Here is a 14,688-nt window from a genome sequence, read left to right as displayed (position 1 = left end):
AATGTCGCTCCCTCAATTTTCCATGCATGAATCACCTTTGCTCTCGCCTTTCATGATGCAGGTACGCGGACTCATTTCTCTTATGCGACCCAAGCAGTGGGTCAAGAATGGGTTTGTTTTGGCTCCGCTTATTTTTACCGGAGAATTCACCAATCTCAATTCGGTGGCGGCAGCTTTTTTGGCTGCAATCCTCTTTTGCCTTGGCTCTTCGGCCACCTACATCATCAACGATATTCACGATATAGAAAGAGATCGCAAACATCCTAGAAAATCGAAGACTCGGCCACTTGCTTCGGGAGCAACCTCAGTTTCCGTGGGAATTGGGCTGCTTATCGTTCTTTATGGAATACAAATTACCGCTTGGTTCTGGGCGCCCAGAGTTGTTTTCGTGATTGCAGCATATATGGCGCTCAATATTGCATATACCTTTGTGCTCAAGCACCAGCCGGTTGCGGATATTTTTTCGATTGCCATTGGCTTCGTTTTGCGCGTTTACGCAGGCGCCATGGCGCTGTCTGTTCCTGTTTCGAGTTGGATGTTCGTTACTACCCTGTGCCTCGCTTTATACTTGGCGGCAATCAAGCGCCGACAGGAGTTGAGCCTCAGCGGAATCGACGGCCGAAAAGTACTAGAAAAATATTCACTATCGCTGGTTGATCGCTACGCAGAAATGTCTGCAACTGGGGCACTTGTCTTCTATAGCATGTTTGTTATGTCGGCTCGGCCGCAATTGGTGTTCACAGTGCCGCTCGTGCTCTTTGGATTGTTTCGATATTGGTACGTGGTGGAAAAACTGGACGGCGGGGAGTCTCCCACAGATGCATTACTCGCAGATTGGCAGCTGATATTGACGGTGTTGCTTTGGATTGCTGCATGCGTTTGGGCACTTTGGCCAAACGGTGCCTGAACCACCATGAGAACTGATTTTTCATACCTCTTCACCCCATTTTTGGCATGGCTGGTTGCGGGAACGTTAAAGCTTGTCATCAATAGCGTTCGAGCTCGCAAACTAGCTTTTGGATTGATTGGGTACGGCGGGTTGCCAAGCAATCACACCGCGATCGTAACCAGTGTCGCAGCACTGGTGGCCCTTAAACAGGGTTTCGATCATCCAGCCTTCGGAGTAGCGCTCGCGCTCGCATTTATTGTGGTGCTAGATGCCACCAGCTTGCGCCGCGAGGTTGGCAAGCACGCGGCTCTCCTCAACAAGCTGGATAACCCTTCGACTGGAACCACGCCGTTGCGTGAGCGAATGGGCCATAGCTGCATCGAAGTCGGAGCCGGAATTTTCGTCGGTATATCGGTCGCAGTAATCATTACAACCTTGATCAATTCCAAGGTCTAAGATCGGCTATGGTGATGACCGCGCCCTCTTTATTGAGAAGAATCACCATATCCCTCTGATTACCCTTGAGCGGTAACCATCCGGTTGCTGCAGCCCACTTCATTCGGGTGGCCGCTACATCCTGCTTTGGGTTGAACTGCTCCAAGTCAACAAGCTTGCGCGCTTTTTCTCTTATCTTGGCTGCTTGGGTCGCAAGCACTTGATAGGCCTCTAATTCTTTAGCAAAGCTTTTTCCCAAAATCAACTCGTCTTGCTTTTGCTTTAGCCGAATTTCTTGATCACCGGAGTACACAGCTGCGACCACCTTGGGGCCATGAAAAAAGGAAGCCACCATCTCGGCGTTGAGCCTGTCGTGCCCTTTAAGATCGACATCTACTGGGCGTACAACTTCGAAGTCGTCGACCACGAACACGAGCCACTGCGGCCGACCTTGGGCAAGAACAAATACTCCATATGCGCACGCAATCAATTGCAATAAAAACATCACCAACAAATCAATAACCAGCTTTTTCTTATCCTCTTTATACAAAACAAACGTAAGCGCTGGCCCGAGCACCAAATTCACCAGCGCCAAAACGCCAAAAACTTTTACAACCTCGGCCGTTTTCTCTAGTGGGTGGGGATACCACAATAAAAACACAAAGAAATAAACAACCGCCAAGAAAACAGATGAGTACGTAATCTGCCAACCGACAGCGCTCAGCTTATTCTTGACAATAAAACTCATCATGGAATCTCAGCGCCTGCGCTTTTTTCCGCCATTTTTTTCGCCTTTTCTATAAGGTCGCGGCATCTGGAAGCATCCTCGCCAGAAGAGGCCTTGCAATATTTTTCGAGAATCAATGCAGGGTCTTTTTTAAGCCGCTCTTTTTTTGAATAAAACAGTGGCTCCAAGCTATCGAAAAGATCTTGAGCATCCCTGTCTCGTCCAAGCGCAAGAAGAATTGCCACTCTCGGGTAAAATAAGGCAATTTTTTCACTTTCAGCCAAATACCACTCAGCGATCTTGCTATATTTAAGTGCAGAGACGGCATCGCCCTTAAACATCATCAGCCCAAGCGCATAATCTCCGTATACACCTGCAATGCCAATTTTTGGGACAGGCATGCCGAGTACTTTTCGTTCTCCATCTTTCATTTCATGGAATTTTGGAAGAGCGAACATTATCCCTCGAAGATAATCAAGGCTTTCGGGATCCCCTTTTCGCAGCAACAGGTTTGCATAGATAATTTGATCGGGAACATCTAGCCCTCCGTCCCTTTCCCTCACGAAATTAATTTCTTTTTCCACCAGATCGGCTCGACCTGCCTTGAGCGCTCCATACATGTAATTGTATTGAGCAAAGAAAAAATTGGGATGTTTATGATACGCCCAATTCCAAAGCCGAAGATCGGAAGACCATATGGGCAGGACTGTATACGTTGTGAGGAGAGCTATAAAAATCCATCCCGTCGCGGCAACCAAAAGCCATCGATTTGCAAATTGACCTCTCAAGCCGGTGAATTCGATCAGCGACTTATAGTCCACCAACACCATCGAAATGCAAAAGAATGCCAATGGCGCCGTCAGAAATCTTTCGTGCCCAATATTTCCTCCTGTGCTCAAAGGAATGAAGTGAAGTACAGGAAGCAGACAAAACATTCCGGCCCCAAAAACCCATGCAGCCGGGCTTTTGTTCCTTAAACACTGAAGGGACAGAAAAAGTAGCGCGCCGACGACAAGAACGCTCGCTACCATCTCCGGAATGCCATGTGGTTTCAGCTCGTAGGCGGGATGCAAAGGGTTGATCGAACTGAATGGAAAGAAAATCTTCACAGCATAAAACTTCAGCGCTTCGAGTGGAGTCAATCCTTGAATTATTACGTCGCGAATATATTCGACCGACATGGTGCTGTGATATATCCCTCCTGCGGAATTTTTGCGCAAAATAACATATGCCCCAAAAATCACGGCCGACAACAGCAACAGGTACCGATTTTGAATGAGCACTTCCTTGGCAAGACCGTTGCGCCCCATCCACGAACGCCCTTTCCCTTGGATCGCGAGCCAAATGCACAACAGCACCATGGGCAAGACTGCGCCCAACTCCTTGCTTAAAAGGGCTCCCGCCATCAAAGTGACTGCGAAAATCGAACGCGGCAAACTCGGAGAGCCGGGTTTATAGGTATAAATCGCAATCGCCGCCAGAATGAAGAATGTTGACATCAAGTCGAATCGACCCGCAACCCAAGCTGTCGTCTCCACGAGCGCCGGATGAACTGCATAAACAACGCCAGCTAAAAAAGCTAGTGATGTGCAATGTTGCCGCCTCAATTGCATCAAGAGCTGTCTGCAAACATAAAATACGAGCCATACATTGCACGTATAAATCAAGAGATTAATTACATGCGACACCAGCGGCTTTTGACCAAAAATATGGAATTCGGCATATAAAGTCAAGAACACTAAGGGTCTGAGGTAGCTTGTACCTGGGAGCACTGGTTCTGCAAGCAACCTCCAGCTGAGAGCATCATTTAAAAGCGCTGACTTGTCTAAAAAGAGCAGGTTGTCGTCCCAGACGTACTCAAAACCCAAAACCTGCCAATAAAGTGCAACGCTTAACAGCGGCAACATTATTGTTGCCGCAAAAAATTGGTGGCTTTTTACCCATTGACATAGCGCCTTCATCTACACTCCCATCTCTTCATTTTGATTCTTGCAGTCCAAGGTTATTTGCACTTACGCCAGTAAAGCAAAAAAAAAGCAAGCCCTTTCGGGCTCGCTTTTGATCAAAGAATTCAAATCTTTTATCAGGGCTTGCAAGCGTTCGGCAGGTATTTGACTTCGATGGAGGAAGTACCAGCCACGCCATCAACCGATGCAGTGCCACAAGCCCAGGTGCTGCCACCATTGGCCGTTACAAACGTCAGGGTGCCACCGCTGGCCTTACCCGCCGTCATGCCAACGGTAATCGTACCTGCGGGATAGGCACCACTGATCGAATCGGCAACGGTGCTGTACTTACCGATGAGGTTCGCATTCAGCTGCCCTGCGGAAGGCGTTGCCATTGGCGAGACGAGCAGCGTGGGCCAAGCATTCTTGTCCGCGCCGTACTCGGCCAGCGGCTGCTTCAGGCCACCGCCAAGGGTCACGGCCTCGGTCACTTGACCACGGGTCACGTAGTCCTGATAAGCCGGCAGCGCCACAGCCGCCAAGATACCAATGATCGCCACAACGATCATCAATTCGATAAGGGTGAAACCCTTCTGCACATTGCGTGCGATGGAACGACGGTTCATTTCACTAACTCCAGGTTGGTTGGGTTGGTTGTCACTCCCGGGAGTCCTCCCCCCGGAGCGTGGAACCTTCCGCAGCATCCGTGCCACCCGTTTTGCCGCCCCGTCAGCGACCTAACGCGTCACCCCTGACCACATTGGCGTTACTGCGTGTGACAGAAGATGTATCAAGATGCGACACATGGTGACAAATTTGTCATGCCATCCCGGCCGCGCGGCCGGGCTCAGAAGGTCAGGATGCCGTCCGCCTTGAGCCAGCGGATGTCCCGCTGCGCGAGCCCCGGGACCTGCCGGCCGGCCAGCGATTCGATCTGGCTCATGATCTCCTCGGTTTCGGCCGGCTTGGTGTGGGTGATGTAGATCGGGTAGTCCTTGCCGGGCTCGATGTGAGCCAGCTCGTCGGCCAGCATGGTGGGCGACAGGTGCAGGCTGCGTTCCGCCAAGGCTTGTTCGCGGTTGCTGAAGGCGGTCTCGATGACGAGCATCGCGACCTCGAGCGCGTTGACGCGGTCCCAGAACGGCGCGTTGCGCTCGGTGTCGCCGCTGAAGACCCAATGGGCACCGCCGTCGGCACGGCTCACGGCGAAGCCGCAGGCGGGCACGGTGTGCACGGCCGGCAGCACCTCGATGCGCTTGGGCGTGGCGCTGCCGAGCAGCAGGGTCTGGCCGACGGCGATGTCGTGGAAGGTGACGAAGGGCGCCTCGGGACTCGGGATGCTCTCGAAATCGGGCCAGATGATGTTGTTGAAGACATGGGCGCGCAGCGCCTCGATGGTGGCGCGCAGCGCATGCACGCGCAGCGGCCGGGTGCGACGGCCGCCGACGGCGTCGAGCATCAGGGGCAGGGCGGCAATGTGGTCGAGATGGCAGTGCGTGAGCACCATGTCGTCGACGCCGGCCATTTCTTCGAGGGTGAGATCGCCGACGCCGGTGCCGGCATCGACGAGCAGGTCGGTATCGACCAGGAAAGAGGTGGTGCGGCAGTCTTTGGCGATGGCGCCCGAGCAACCCAGCACACGAACCTGCATTGTGAGAGACCCCTTGTCTGTGTCTGTCATTTGGTTTCGAACCGGGTCGCACCGTCCCACGACGGGTCGTGGGGACGCAACGCCATCGAGGCTAATCTCTGCGCGTAGAGCTGGTAAAGGACTTTTTTGGCATCGGCCACGAGGAGGGGGTCCAGCAAGTTTCGGCCCAAGGCCCAGTCTTGGCGCCGGTAGGCGGCCAGCACCTCGGCCCAGCGTTCGAGCCGGTGCGCCTCGCGCACGGCGACGACGTCGGCTTCGTCCAGGGCGACGGCCAGCGGCGTGAACACGGCGACGGCCTGGGCTCGGCCCTTGACGAACACGCTGTCGAGCTCCTGCCAGACATAGGCCGGCGCGAACTCGCGCGTGCCACCGCTGGCGACGATCTCGACGCCGTAGTGGCCACTGAGGCCCTCGAGGCGCGAGGCCAGGTTGACCGCGTCGCCGACCACGGTGTAGCTGCGCCGCGCGGCCGATCCCATGTCGCCCACGCTCATGACGCCGCTGTTGAGGCCGATGCCGATGCTGATCTCGGGCCGGCCGATGGAGCGGTGGATGCGGTTGAGGTCCTGCACGGCCTCGGCCATGTCGAGCGCGGCATTGACGGCGAGGCTGGCGTGGTCGGGCGTCTCGAGCGGCGCGCCCCAGAAGGCCATGACGCAATCGCCCATGTACTTGTCGACGGTGCCGCGGTGCGCGGTGATGACGTCGGTGAGGCGGCTGAACACGGTGTTGAGGAAGGCCTGCAGCTCGGCCGGCGACATCTGCTCCGAGAAGCGCGTGAAGTCGCGCATGTCGCAGAACATGACGGTCATGGTCTTGCTCTCGGCGCGCATGCTGTAGTGACCGGGGCGCTCCAGCATCTCGTCGACGAGCTGCGGCGGCACGTAGGTGCCGAAGAGCTGCACGAGGCCGCGGCGCGCGCGCGATTCGACCAGGTAGCCCCAGCTCATGTTGAGCAGGAAGGCGAGCGCGACCATGGCCAGCGTCGAGGCCAGCGGCAGCACCAGGCCGTGGGCGACGTAGAGCCAGGTGTTGAGCCCGACCAGCAGCGCGGCCACGGCCAGCATGAAGGCCACGGCGCGCAGCGCGGGCAGCAGCGACAGGCCGATGGCCAGCGCGATGCCGGCGATGAACACGGTCAGCACCTCGTAGCCGGGCGCGTAGTCGGGCACGGCGAGCAGGCGGTCGTCGAGCAGCGCCGAGACGATGTTGGCATGCACCTCGACGCCGGCGAAGGAAGGTGCCGCGGGCGTGGCGCGCAGATCCTGCAGGCCCGGCGCGGTGGCGCCGACGAGCACGATCTTGTCCTTCAGCTCCTCGGGCGCGAGCCGGCCCTCGAGCACGTCGGCGGCCGCCACGTAGCGGAACGAGCCGCCGCGGCTTCCGCCCGGGCCGCGGAACGGCACCTGCACGCTGGCGTTGCGATCGACCGGCACGCGCAGTTCGCCGATGCGCAGCGACTCGAGCTGCGCGACCGGACTGTCGGGCACCAGTGCGGGCACCACGGGCGGCGAACCGTTGGCGAGCCGGTAGACGGCCAGCGCGAGCGACTCGTAGTAGCCGGGCCGGGCCTGGTCGCCGTCGTAGCGTGCGATCAGCGGCACGCTGCGGATCACGCCGTCATCGCTCTCGCCGACCAGGGTGTTGAGGAAGCCCCCGCTGGGCGCGGCCTGCGCGAGCACCGGCAGGCTGGCGCCGAAGCCGTTCCAGTGCGTGGTGTAGCCCTCCTTCGCGGGCAGCGCGTCGGCGGGCCACAGCGGCGTGGCGGGCAAGGCGCCGCGGGCGCGCGGCGTTTCGGCCTGCGTGAAGTAGTAGCCGAGCGCCACGGGCCGACCGGCGAGCGTGCGCGCCAGCACGGCATCGTTGTCGAGCGAGGGCGCGAGTTTCTCGACCTCGCCGGCGAGCCCCGGGATGCCGCGCAGCGGGCCGTCCGCCAGCTCGCGCAGCCGGTCGATGCCCGAGCTGCGATCGGGCTCGACGAACATGACGTCGAAGCCCACGACCTTGGCCTGCTGGTGCGACAGCAGCTCGGTCGCGAGCCGCGCCACCTTGTCGCGCGGCCACGGCCATTGCCCCTGGCGCGCGAGGCTCGCGTCGTCGACGTCGACGATCACGATGCGCGGATCGAAGGTGCCCGGCATGGTGGCGCGCAGGCGCACGTCGTAGATCAGGTGGTCGAGGCGCTCGAGCATGCCGGCATGCCAGAGCCCGGTGGCATGCGCCAGCGCCAGCAGCACGGGCAGCAGGGTGACGGCGATGCGCGCCCAATGGCGCCGCAATGCACTCATGATCGACCGGAACCGGGGTCGGAATCGGGGCCGGTTCGCCGACGGAAGACCCGCGGCTCAGACCCGTGCGAACTGCAGGCGCAGGGTGCCGAGCTCGAGCAGGTCGCGCTCGTGCAGCGCGACGGCCTCGACACCCAGCGGCTCGCCGTTGAGCAGGACGGCACCCATGACGCTCGCCGCCACGTAGCCCTGGCGGCGGCGCGTGACCACCGCGACGGCAACGCCGGGCTTGCCGACGGTGGTGACGACCTTCTGCAGCGGCAGGTCGTGCCCGGCGTTCTCGCCGGCCAGCACGCGCAGCACCGGCACGCCGAGCTCGACCAGCGCGCCCGATTCGGTGGGCGCGGCGGACAGCGGAATGGGGGCGGAAGACTCGGTGCCGACGACGACCTGGACCGGCGTGCCGGCCGCGGGCGCGACGCTGCGCGCGCGGTAGTGGATGCGGCAGCCGCCGACCTCGATGACATCGTTGTCCTTGAGCGTCCGCTTCTGCACGGCCACTGCATTGACGTAGGTGCCGTTGGTGCTGTTGAGGTCTTCAATTTGGACATCGCCACCGCGCAGGGTCAGAACGGCATGCTCGCCGCTCACCGCGAGATTGTCGACCACGATGTCGTTGTAGGCGCGCCGCCCGAGGGTGGTACGGTCCTTCGCGAGCGTCACTTCCCGAATGACGACACCATCGATCGAGATACTCATTCTCGGCACTGCCGACTCCCTGATTGCAATTGTCGCGGGGCCGACGACGACGCGGCGGATGCATCCGCCGCCCCATCGCCTGCGTCAGGCCGCCGCGCGTGGCAGGCTGGCCCGGGCCAGGATGACAGAAATGTTATCCCGTCCGCCATTTTCGTTGGCGATGTTTGCCAAAAGTGATACCTTGGACTCAATACCACCGTCTTGTCTCGTCAGAAGCGTGAAAAGCTGGGCGTCTGGGACCATTTCGCTGAGCCCGTCGGAGCACAGCATATAGAGGTCGTCGGGCCTGGCCGTGTGTTCATGCATTTCCAGCAAGACTTGGGCCTCGACGCCGACGGCGCGGGTCACGAGATTGCGGTTGGGCGAGGACAGCGCTTCCTCGGCCGTGATGGCGCCGGCATCGAGCTGCTGCTGGCGCAGCGAATGGTCGCGCGTGAGTTGCTCGAGCTTGTCGTTGCGCAGCCGGTAGCAGCGCGAGTCGCCGATGTGGCCCACCATCACGCGGTGCGGCCCGAAGGCGGCCAGGACCAGCGTGGTCCCCATGCCCTGCAGGTTGGGATTGGTCAGGCTGCCGTCGAGGATGGCGGCATTGGCCTCGTCGGTCGCGGCCTGCAGCGCGCGCCGCACGACGCGGGCCGGCGCCTGCGGACCGGCCTGCACGTACCAGCGCCGGAAGTTCGCATGCACCAGCGACACCGCCATCGCGCTGGCGACTTCGCCGCCCTTGTAGCCGCCCATGCCGTCGGCCAGCACCGCCAGCCCGAGCACGGGATCGACATGGACCGCGTCCTCGTTGTGGGCGCGCACGCGGCCGACGTCGGTCAGCGCCGCGAACTCCCACGAGAGCGGGGGACGGGTCGAGAAGAGGGAAGTGCCGACACCTACCATGGTCGCAAGTGTCGGCGAAGCGGCAGCCCGGTGGTGGCTTCCGCCGTCAGTGCTGCGCCGCGGCCGCGTGGGCGCGCCGCTGGAGCAGCTTGCCCACCGCCACCACGAACAGCGCACCGGCCGCGGCAGCGGCGTAGTGCAGCCAGGGGTTGGCCGCCAGCACCTCGCGCAGCGACACGTCGCTCACGATGGTCTCGCCACCGACCCAGCCGATCAGCGCCGCGCCCAGCATCACGATGATGGGGAAGCGCTCCATCAGCTTGATCATCAGCGTGCTGCCGAAGATCACGAGCGGGATGCTGATCGCCAGGCCCAGCACCAGCAGCACCATGCTGCCCTGCGCGGCGGCCGCCACGGCGATCACGTTGTCCAGGCTCATCACGAGGTCGGCCAGCAGGATGGTGCGCACGGCCGCCATCATGCTGCCGTACTCCTTGGAGTCGCCGTCGCCCTCGTCTTCCTCGCCGAGCAGTTGCAGGCCGATCCACAGCAGCAGCAGGCCGCCGACGATCTGCAGGTACGGCAGCGCCAGCAGCTTGGCCGCCACCACCGTCAGCACGATCCGCAACACGACGGCCGCGCCGGAGCCGAAGAGCACCGCTTTTTTCTGCTGCTCGGGCGGCAGCGAACGCGCCGCCATGGCGATCACCACGGCGTTGTCGCCCGACAGGATGATGTTGATCCAGACGATCTTGATCAGGCCGATCCAGAAGTCCGTGCTTTGAAGAAGTTCCATGTCTCTGATCCCGCTTTGTTTTTGTGAAAAAAACGCCCGCAATCGGATTGCGGGCGTCTTGTTCTTTCTTGCGCGTGTGAGGTCTCTTTACGGACCTTGCTGGGCGCGAACGCCGTGGCTTACAGCTTGCCCTTGAGCAGCTTGGCCAGTTCCGAGAAGTTGCGCGTCACGGTGAAGCCGCACTCTTCCATGATGGAAAGCTTGGCCTCGGCCGTGTCGGCACCGCCCGAGATCAGCGCGCCGGCATGGCCCATGCGCTTGCCGGGAGGCGCGGTCACGCCAGCGATGAAGCCGACCACCGGCTTCTTCATGTTGTCCTTGCACCAGCGGGCGGCGTCGGCTTCGTCGGGACCGCCGATTTCGCCGATCATGATCACGGCGTCGGTTTCGGGGTCGTCGTTGAAGGCCTTCATCACGTCGATGTGCTTGAGGCCGTTGATCGGGTCGCCGCCGATGCCGACTGCCGACGATTGGCCCAGGCCGATCTCGGTCAGTTGCGCCACGGCTTCATAGGTCAGCGTGCCCGAGCGGCTCACGACGCCGATGCGGCCCTTGCGGTGGATGTGGCCGGGCATGATGCCGATCTTGATCTCGTCGGGCGTGATCAGGCCGGGGCAGTTCGGGCCGAGCAGCAGCGTCTTCTTGCCGCCGGCTGCTTCCTTGGCCTTCATCTTGTTGCGCACTTCGAGCATGTCGCGAACCGGGATGCCCTCGGTGATGCAGATCGCGAGGTCGAGGTCGGCCTCGACGGCTTCCCAGATCGCGGCCGCGGCGCCTGCCGGCGGCACGTAGATCACCGACACGGTGGCGCCGGTCTGCGTGGCGGCTTCCTTCACCGAACCGAAGATCGGGATGTTGAAGATCGACTCGCCGGCCTTCTTCGGGTTCACACCGGCCACGAAGGCGTTCTTGCCGTTCGCGTATTCCTGGCACTTCTCGGTGTGGAACTGGCCCGTCTTGCCGGTGATGCCTTGGGTGATGACTTTGGTGTCTTTGTTGATGTAGATCGACATGACTCTGTTCCTTAGGCCTTCTTGACTGCTGCCACGACCTTCTGGGCCGCGTCCGCCATGGTGTCGGCGCTGATGATCGGCAGGCCCGAGTCGGCCAGCAGCTTCTTGCCTTCGGCTTCGTTGGTGCCCTTCATGCGCACGACCAGCGGCACTTGCAGGTTCACGGCCTTGCAGGCCGCGATCACGCCGGTGGCGATGGTGTCGCACTTCATGATGCCGCCGAAGATGTTGACGAGGATGGCCTCGACATTCTTGTTCTTCAGCATGATCTTGAAGGCTTCGGTGACCTTCTCGGGGGTGGCGCCGCCGCCCACGTCGAGGAAGTTGGCCGGCTCGCCGCCGAACAGCTTGATGGTGTCCATCGTGGCCATCGCGAGGCCGGCACCGTTCACCAGGCAGCCGATGTTGCCGTCGAGCGAGATGTAGGCGAGGTCGAACTTCGAGGCTTCGACTTCGGCCGGGTCTTCCTCGTCGAGGTCGCGCAGCGCGACGATCTCGGGATGGCGGAACAGCGCGTTGCTGTCGAAGTTGAACTTGGCGTCCAGGGCGATGATGTTGCCCTTGCCGTCACGGTTGAGCGGGTTGATCTCGACCAGCGAGGCGTCCGTCTCCATGTAGCAGGTGTAAAGCTTCTTGAAGATGTCGACGGCTTGCGCGGTCGAATCGGCCGGGATGCCGATGCCGTCGGCGATCTGCTTGGCCTGCTCGTCGGTCAGACCGGCTTGCGGGTCGGCGAACACCGTGATGATCTTCTCGGGCGAGGAGTGGGCCACTTCCTCGATGTCCATGCCGCCTTCGCTCGAAGCGATGAAGGCCACCTTCTGGGTGGCGCGGTCGGTCACGGCCGAAACGTAGTATTCCTTCTGGATGTCGGCGCCGTCTTCGATGTAGAGGCGGCGGACCTTCTGGCCTTCGGGGCCGGTCTGGTGCGTCTTGAGCTGCATGCCGAGGATCTCGCCGGCCAGCTTCTTCACGTCCTCGATGGTCTTGGCGACCTTCACGCCGCCGCCCTTGCCGCGGCCACCCGCGTGGATCTGGGCCTTGACCACCCAGACCGGGCCGCCCAGCTTCTGGGCGGCTTCGACCGCCTCCTGGACCGTGTAGGCCGGAATGCCGCGCGGCACCGGCACGCCGAACTTGGCAAGGATTTCCTTGCCTTGGTACTCGTGAATCTTCATGAGGGATGTCTCTCGGAAGGAAGAGGTTGAATAAACGGGAGATCTAGGCAGGCTGGTGTTGGCTCTGTTGTCCACAGGCGACGGCAGCCTGACGGCTGGGGGCGGCGGACAATCGCGGACTGTATCATGGTGCGCCGCATCAATACTGACGGGCGTGTGCGGTCAATACGTACTTTCTTCTAGCCGTCTCCTTCCGCCCCCTTTCCTCCAGCCCTTCCATCAGGCAACCCCACCATGGCCAAGGTTTTCATCGATGGCGAAGCCGGCACCACCGGCCTCCAGATCCGCGAGCGGCTGCAAGACATGCCGCAGATCGAGCTCGTGAGCATCGCGCCCGAGCTGCGAAAAGACGTCAATGCCAAGCGCGACCTCATGGCCGGCGTCGACCTCGTCGTGCTGTGCCTGCACGACGACGCGGCACGCGAATCGGTCGCGCTGATCGACCAGCTGCCCGACAAGAAGCCCAAGATCATCGACGCCTCGACCGCGCACCGCGTGGCGCCGGGCTGGGTGTTCGGCTTTCCCGAACTGGTGGCGGGCCACTGGCAGGCCGTGGCCCAGGCCGACCGCGTGGGCAACCCCGGCTGCTACGCCACCGGCGCGATCGCCATGGTGCGTCCGCTGGTCGACGCGGGCCTGCTGCCCGCCGACTTCCCGATCGCGCTGCCCTCGGTCAGCGGCTACTCGGGCGGCGGCCGGACCATGATCGAGGCCTACGAGAAGGGCGAGGCGCCGCTGTTCGAGACCTACGCGCTGGGCCTCACGCACAAGCACATCCCCGAGATCATGAAATACACCGGCCTCACGCAGCGCCCGGTGTTCATCCCCTCGGTCGGCAATTTCAAGCAGGGCATGCTGGTCCAGCTGCCGCTGCACCTCGACCTGCTGCCCGGCAAGCCGAAGGCCGGCGACCTGCACGAAGCGCTGGCCGCGCACTACGCGAAGAGCAACACGCCCGAGCAGTTCGTGAAGGTGCTGCCGCCCACCGCGGACGGCAAGCTCGACGCGCTGGCGCTCAACGACACCAACCAGCTCGAGATCCGCGTGTTCCCGAACGAGGACCACCGCCATGCCGTGGTGATCGCGCGCCTGGACAACCTCGGCAAGGGCGCGAGCGGCGCTGCGGTGCAGAACCTCAAGCTGATGCTGTCGCTCTGAGGCGCGGCCTCCACCACTCGAAAGGCGCCGGCTCCCCGGCGCCTTTTTCGTTTCAGCCCACCAGCCAGAGCCCGGTGCCGAGCAGCGCCGCATGCAGCGCAAGCACGATGTAGAACGGCTTGCGCGAGGGCGTCGACATCTCCTGCAGCGTCTCGTGGATGCGCCGCGTGATCAGCGCGCGCAAGGCCGGGTCCTGCGTCGCGACGGGCCCGCCCTGCACCGTGGGAAGCGATGCCGGTTCCCCTTGCGCGGCGCGGCCCTGCTGCCATTCGGCCAGCAGCTCGTTGAGCGGCAGCCGGTTGACCACGAAGGCGATCACCGCCCGCACCGCCTTGCCTTCGCCGAGCACCGGCGCGAGCTGCGCGCTCAGTGCATCGACCGAGAGCCAGTCGCTCACGCGCTGCAGCGCCCCGTGGGTGCGCGGCATCGATTCGATGCGCCCGGCGATGGCATCGCCCAGGCGCTGCGACACGGCCTCGCCGCGCGCGGCCACCAGGTGCTGCATCGCGCGCGTGCGGCCCTGCGACACGCCGAGCAGCACGTAGACGCCGATGAAGAGCCCCAGCAGCAGGCCCACCAGCAGCGGCGGCGAAGCCAGCAGCGCCAGCACCGCGCCGGCGCCGCCCGCGCGTGCGCCGGGAATGCCAGGACCGCTCAACCGGCTCAGGTAATAGACGAAGGCGCCGCCACCGAGCACCACGCCGAAGAAGACGCCCTTCGCGACCGAGCCGACGAAGGCGGCACCAGCGCGGGCGCCGGTGCGCACGAGTGAAGGGGATCCGGTGGATTCCGAAGACATCTGCGACTCCTCCTCGTTGTATGAAGCCGCGGATCATGCCATCGGCCCGTCGCGGGCCCGGCTGCTCAGCCGGCCGGCGCCTCGAGCAGCGCCTGCAGCGCGCGCAGGTCGCGCGCGATCCACTCGGCGTCGTGCGCGAAGGCCGCGTCGTCCATGTGCGGCTGGCGCAGCAGCGTGAACTGCAGCTCGCAGGCGCCGGGCGCCACGTCGATGACGCGGAACGGCACGTAGACCTCGGGCACGCCCTCGGGCGCCACCCAGTGGTCGAGCACGCCGAGCTC

14 protein-coding genes and 1 pseudogene are annotated in these 14,688 nt (G+C 62.0%); 3 read left to right on the top strand and 12 right to left on the bottom strand.

All coding sequences use genetic code 11. The features are described 5' to 3' along the window. Position 1 precedes the first annotated feature (1 nt). Entirely contained in the window at positions 2-907 is a 906-nt protein-coding gene (locus tag AC27VN_RS04555) for a decaprenyl-phosphate phosphoribosyltransferase (protein ID WP_490875785.1), read from the top strand. A gap of 6 nt (positions 908-913) precedes the next feature. Continuing rightward, positions 914-1,345, top strand: a complete 432-nt coding sequence (locus AC27VN_RS04550) for a divergent PAP2 family protein (protein ID WP_296774853.1) — start codon at positions 914-916, stop codon at positions 1,343-1,345. Here the strand turns inward: AC27VN_RS04550 and tfpZ are convergent. The 10 genes from tfpZ to sucC form a co-directional block, all read right to left on the bottom strand. Then, positions 1,329-2,075 (bottom strand): TfpX/TfpZ family type IV pilin accessory protein, encoded by a 747-nt coding sequence (gene tfpZ / locus AC27VN_RS04545; RefSeq protein ID WP_296774850.1) that lies wholly within the window; start codon positions 2,073-2,075, stop codon positions 1,329-1,331. The two genes, AC27VN_RS04550 and tfpZ, sit on opposite strands and share 17 nt — an antisense overlap. Next, positions 2,072-4,012 (bottom strand): hypothetical protein, encoded by a 1,941-nt coding sequence (locus AC27VN_RS04540; RefSeq protein WP_296774846.1) that lies wholly within the window; start codon positions 4,010-4,012, stop codon positions 2,072-2,074. The genes tfpZ and AC27VN_RS04540 overlap by 4 nt, the downstream gene beginning before the upstream one ends. Positions 4,013-4,134: 122 nt before the next feature. Further along, a complete protein-coding gene (locus AC27VN_RS04535) occupies positions 4,135-4,623 on the bottom strand; it encodes a pilin (RefSeq protein ID WP_296774845.1) in 489 nt (162 codons plus the stop codon). A 221-nt stretch (positions 4,624-4,844) separates the two neighbouring features. Further along, the gene (locus AC27VN_RS04530) at positions 4,845-5,648 is read right to left on the bottom strand and encodes a 3',5'-cyclic-nucleotide phosphodiesterase (protein WP_093351479.1); all 804 of its coding nucleotides are present in this window, start codon (positions 5,646-5,648) and stop codon (positions 4,845-4,847) included. Positions 5,649-5,674: 26 nt separating this feature from the next. After that, the gene (locus AC27VN_RS04525) at positions 5,675-7,936 is read right to left on the bottom strand and encodes a CHASE2 domain-containing protein (protein WP_490875784.1); all 2,262 of its coding nucleotides are present in this window, start codon (positions 7,934-7,936) and stop codon (positions 5,675-5,677) included. A 57-nt stretch (positions 7,937-7,993) separates the two neighbouring features. Beyond that, positions 7,994-8,644 (bottom strand): FHA domain-containing protein, encoded by a 651-nt coding sequence (locus AC27VN_RS04520; RefSeq protein WP_093351487.1) that lies wholly within the window; start codon positions 8,642-8,644, stop codon positions 7,994-7,996. 75 nt (positions 8,645-8,719) lie between these two features. After that, positions 8,720-9,523, bottom strand: coding sequence for a Stp1/IreP family PP2C-type Ser/Thr phosphatase (locus AC27VN_RS04515; RefSeq protein WP_093351492.1), 804 nt, complete (start codon positions 9,521-9,523; stop codon positions 8,720-8,722). A gap of 46 nt (positions 9,524-9,569) precedes the next feature. Further along, positions 9,570-10,259 carry a TerC family protein gene (locus AC27VN_RS04510; protein WP_093351495.1) on the bottom strand — a complete coding sequence of 230 codons (690 nt, stop codon included), beginning with the start codon at positions 10,257-10,259 and terminating at the stop codon, positions 9,570-9,572. A gap of 119 nt (positions 10,260-10,378) precedes the next feature. Next, positions 10,379-11,272 carry a succinate--CoA ligase subunit alpha gene (sucD, locus tag AC27VN_RS04505; protein WP_093351497.1) on the bottom strand — a complete coding sequence of 298 codons (894 nt, stop codon included), beginning with the start codon at positions 11,270-11,272 and terminating at the stop codon, positions 10,379-10,381. Between the two features lie 11 nt (positions 11,273-11,283). Next, positions 11,284-12,450 carry an ADP-forming succinate--CoA ligase subunit beta gene (gene sucC / locus AC27VN_RS04500; RefSeq protein WP_093351500.1) on the bottom strand — a complete coding sequence of 389 codons (1,167 nt, stop codon included), beginning with the start codon at positions 12,448-12,450 and terminating at the stop codon, positions 11,284-11,286. A 234-nt stretch (positions 12,451-12,684) separates the two neighbouring features. On the opposite strand from sucC, the gene argC reads away from it, so the two are divergent. Then, positions 12,685-13,608 carry an N-acetyl-gamma-glutamyl-phosphate reductase gene (gene argC, locus AC27VN_RS04495; protein ID WP_490875783.1) on the top strand — a complete coding sequence of 308 codons (924 nt, stop codon included), beginning with the start codon at positions 12,685-12,687 and terminating at the stop codon, positions 13,606-13,608. Between the two features lie 52 nt (positions 13,609-13,660). On the opposite strand, the gene AC27VN_RS04490 is transcribed toward argC, so the two are convergent. Then, complete coding sequence (locus tag AC27VN_RS04490) at positions 13,661-14,407, bottom strand: hypothetical protein (RefSeq protein WP_490875782.1); 747 nt, start codon at positions 14,405-14,407, stop codon at positions 13,661-13,663. Between the two features lie 65 nt (positions 14,408-14,472). Continuing rightward, positions 14,473-14,688 (bottom strand): annotated as a pseudogene (locus AC27VN_RS04485) (SRPBCC family protein); the annotation flags it as partial.

Source organism: Variovorax sp. 20P10.2.4, from assembly GCF_058244205.1.
Note: the sequence above shows the minus strand (reverse complement) of the source record. Positions and strands in the feature narration are given on the sequence as shown.

Coding starts and splice junctions, on each gene's coding strand:
- AC27VN_RS04555 (WP_490875785.1), top strand. CDS start 2: ATGTCGCTCCCTCAATTTTCCATGCATGAATCACCTTTGCTCTCGCCT.
- AC27VN_RS04525 (WP_490875784.1), bottom strand. CDS start 7,936: ATGAGTGCATTGCGGCGCCATTGGGCGCGCATCGCCGTCACCCTGCTG.
- AC27VN_RS04550 (WP_296774853.1), top strand. CDS start 914: ATGAGAACTGATTTTTCATACCTCTTCACCCCATTTTTGGCATGGCTG.
- AC27VN_RS04515 (WP_093351492.1), bottom strand. CDS start 9,523: ATGGTAGGTGTCGGCACTTCCCTCTTCTCGACCCGTCCCCCGCTCTCG.
- sucC (WP_093351500.1), bottom strand. CDS start 12,450: ATGAAGATTCACGAGTACCAAGGCAAGGAAATCCTTGCCAAGTTCGGC.
- sucD (WP_093351497.1), bottom strand. CDS start 11,272: ATGTCGATCTACATCAACAAAGACACCAAAGTCATCACCCAAGGCATC.
- AC27VN_RS04490 (WP_490875782.1), bottom strand. CDS start 14,407: ATGTCTTCGGAATCCACCGGATCCCCTTCACTCGTGCGCACCGGCGCC.
- AC27VN_RS04510 (WP_093351495.1), bottom strand. CDS start 10,259: ATGGAACTTCTTCAAAGCACGGACTTCTGGATCGGCCTGATCAAGATC.
- argC (WP_490875783.1), top strand. CDS start 12,685: ATGGCCAAGGTTTTCATCGATGGCGAAGCCGGCACCACCGGCCTCCAG.
- tfpZ (WP_296774850.1), bottom strand. CDS start 2,075: ATGATGAGTTTTATTGTCAAGAATAAGCTGAGCGCTGTCGGTTGGCAG.
- AC27VN_RS04535 (WP_296774845.1), bottom strand. CDS start 4,623: ATGAACCGTCGTTCCATCGCACGCAATGTGCAGAAGGGTTTCACCCTT.
- AC27VN_RS04540 (WP_296774846.1), bottom strand. CDS start 4,012: ATGAAGGCGCTATGTCAATGGGTAAAAAGCCACCAATTTTTTGCGGCA.
- AC27VN_RS04530 (WP_093351479.1), bottom strand. CDS start 5,648: ATGCAGGTTCGTGTGCTGGGTTGCTCGGGCGCCATCGCCAAAGACTGC.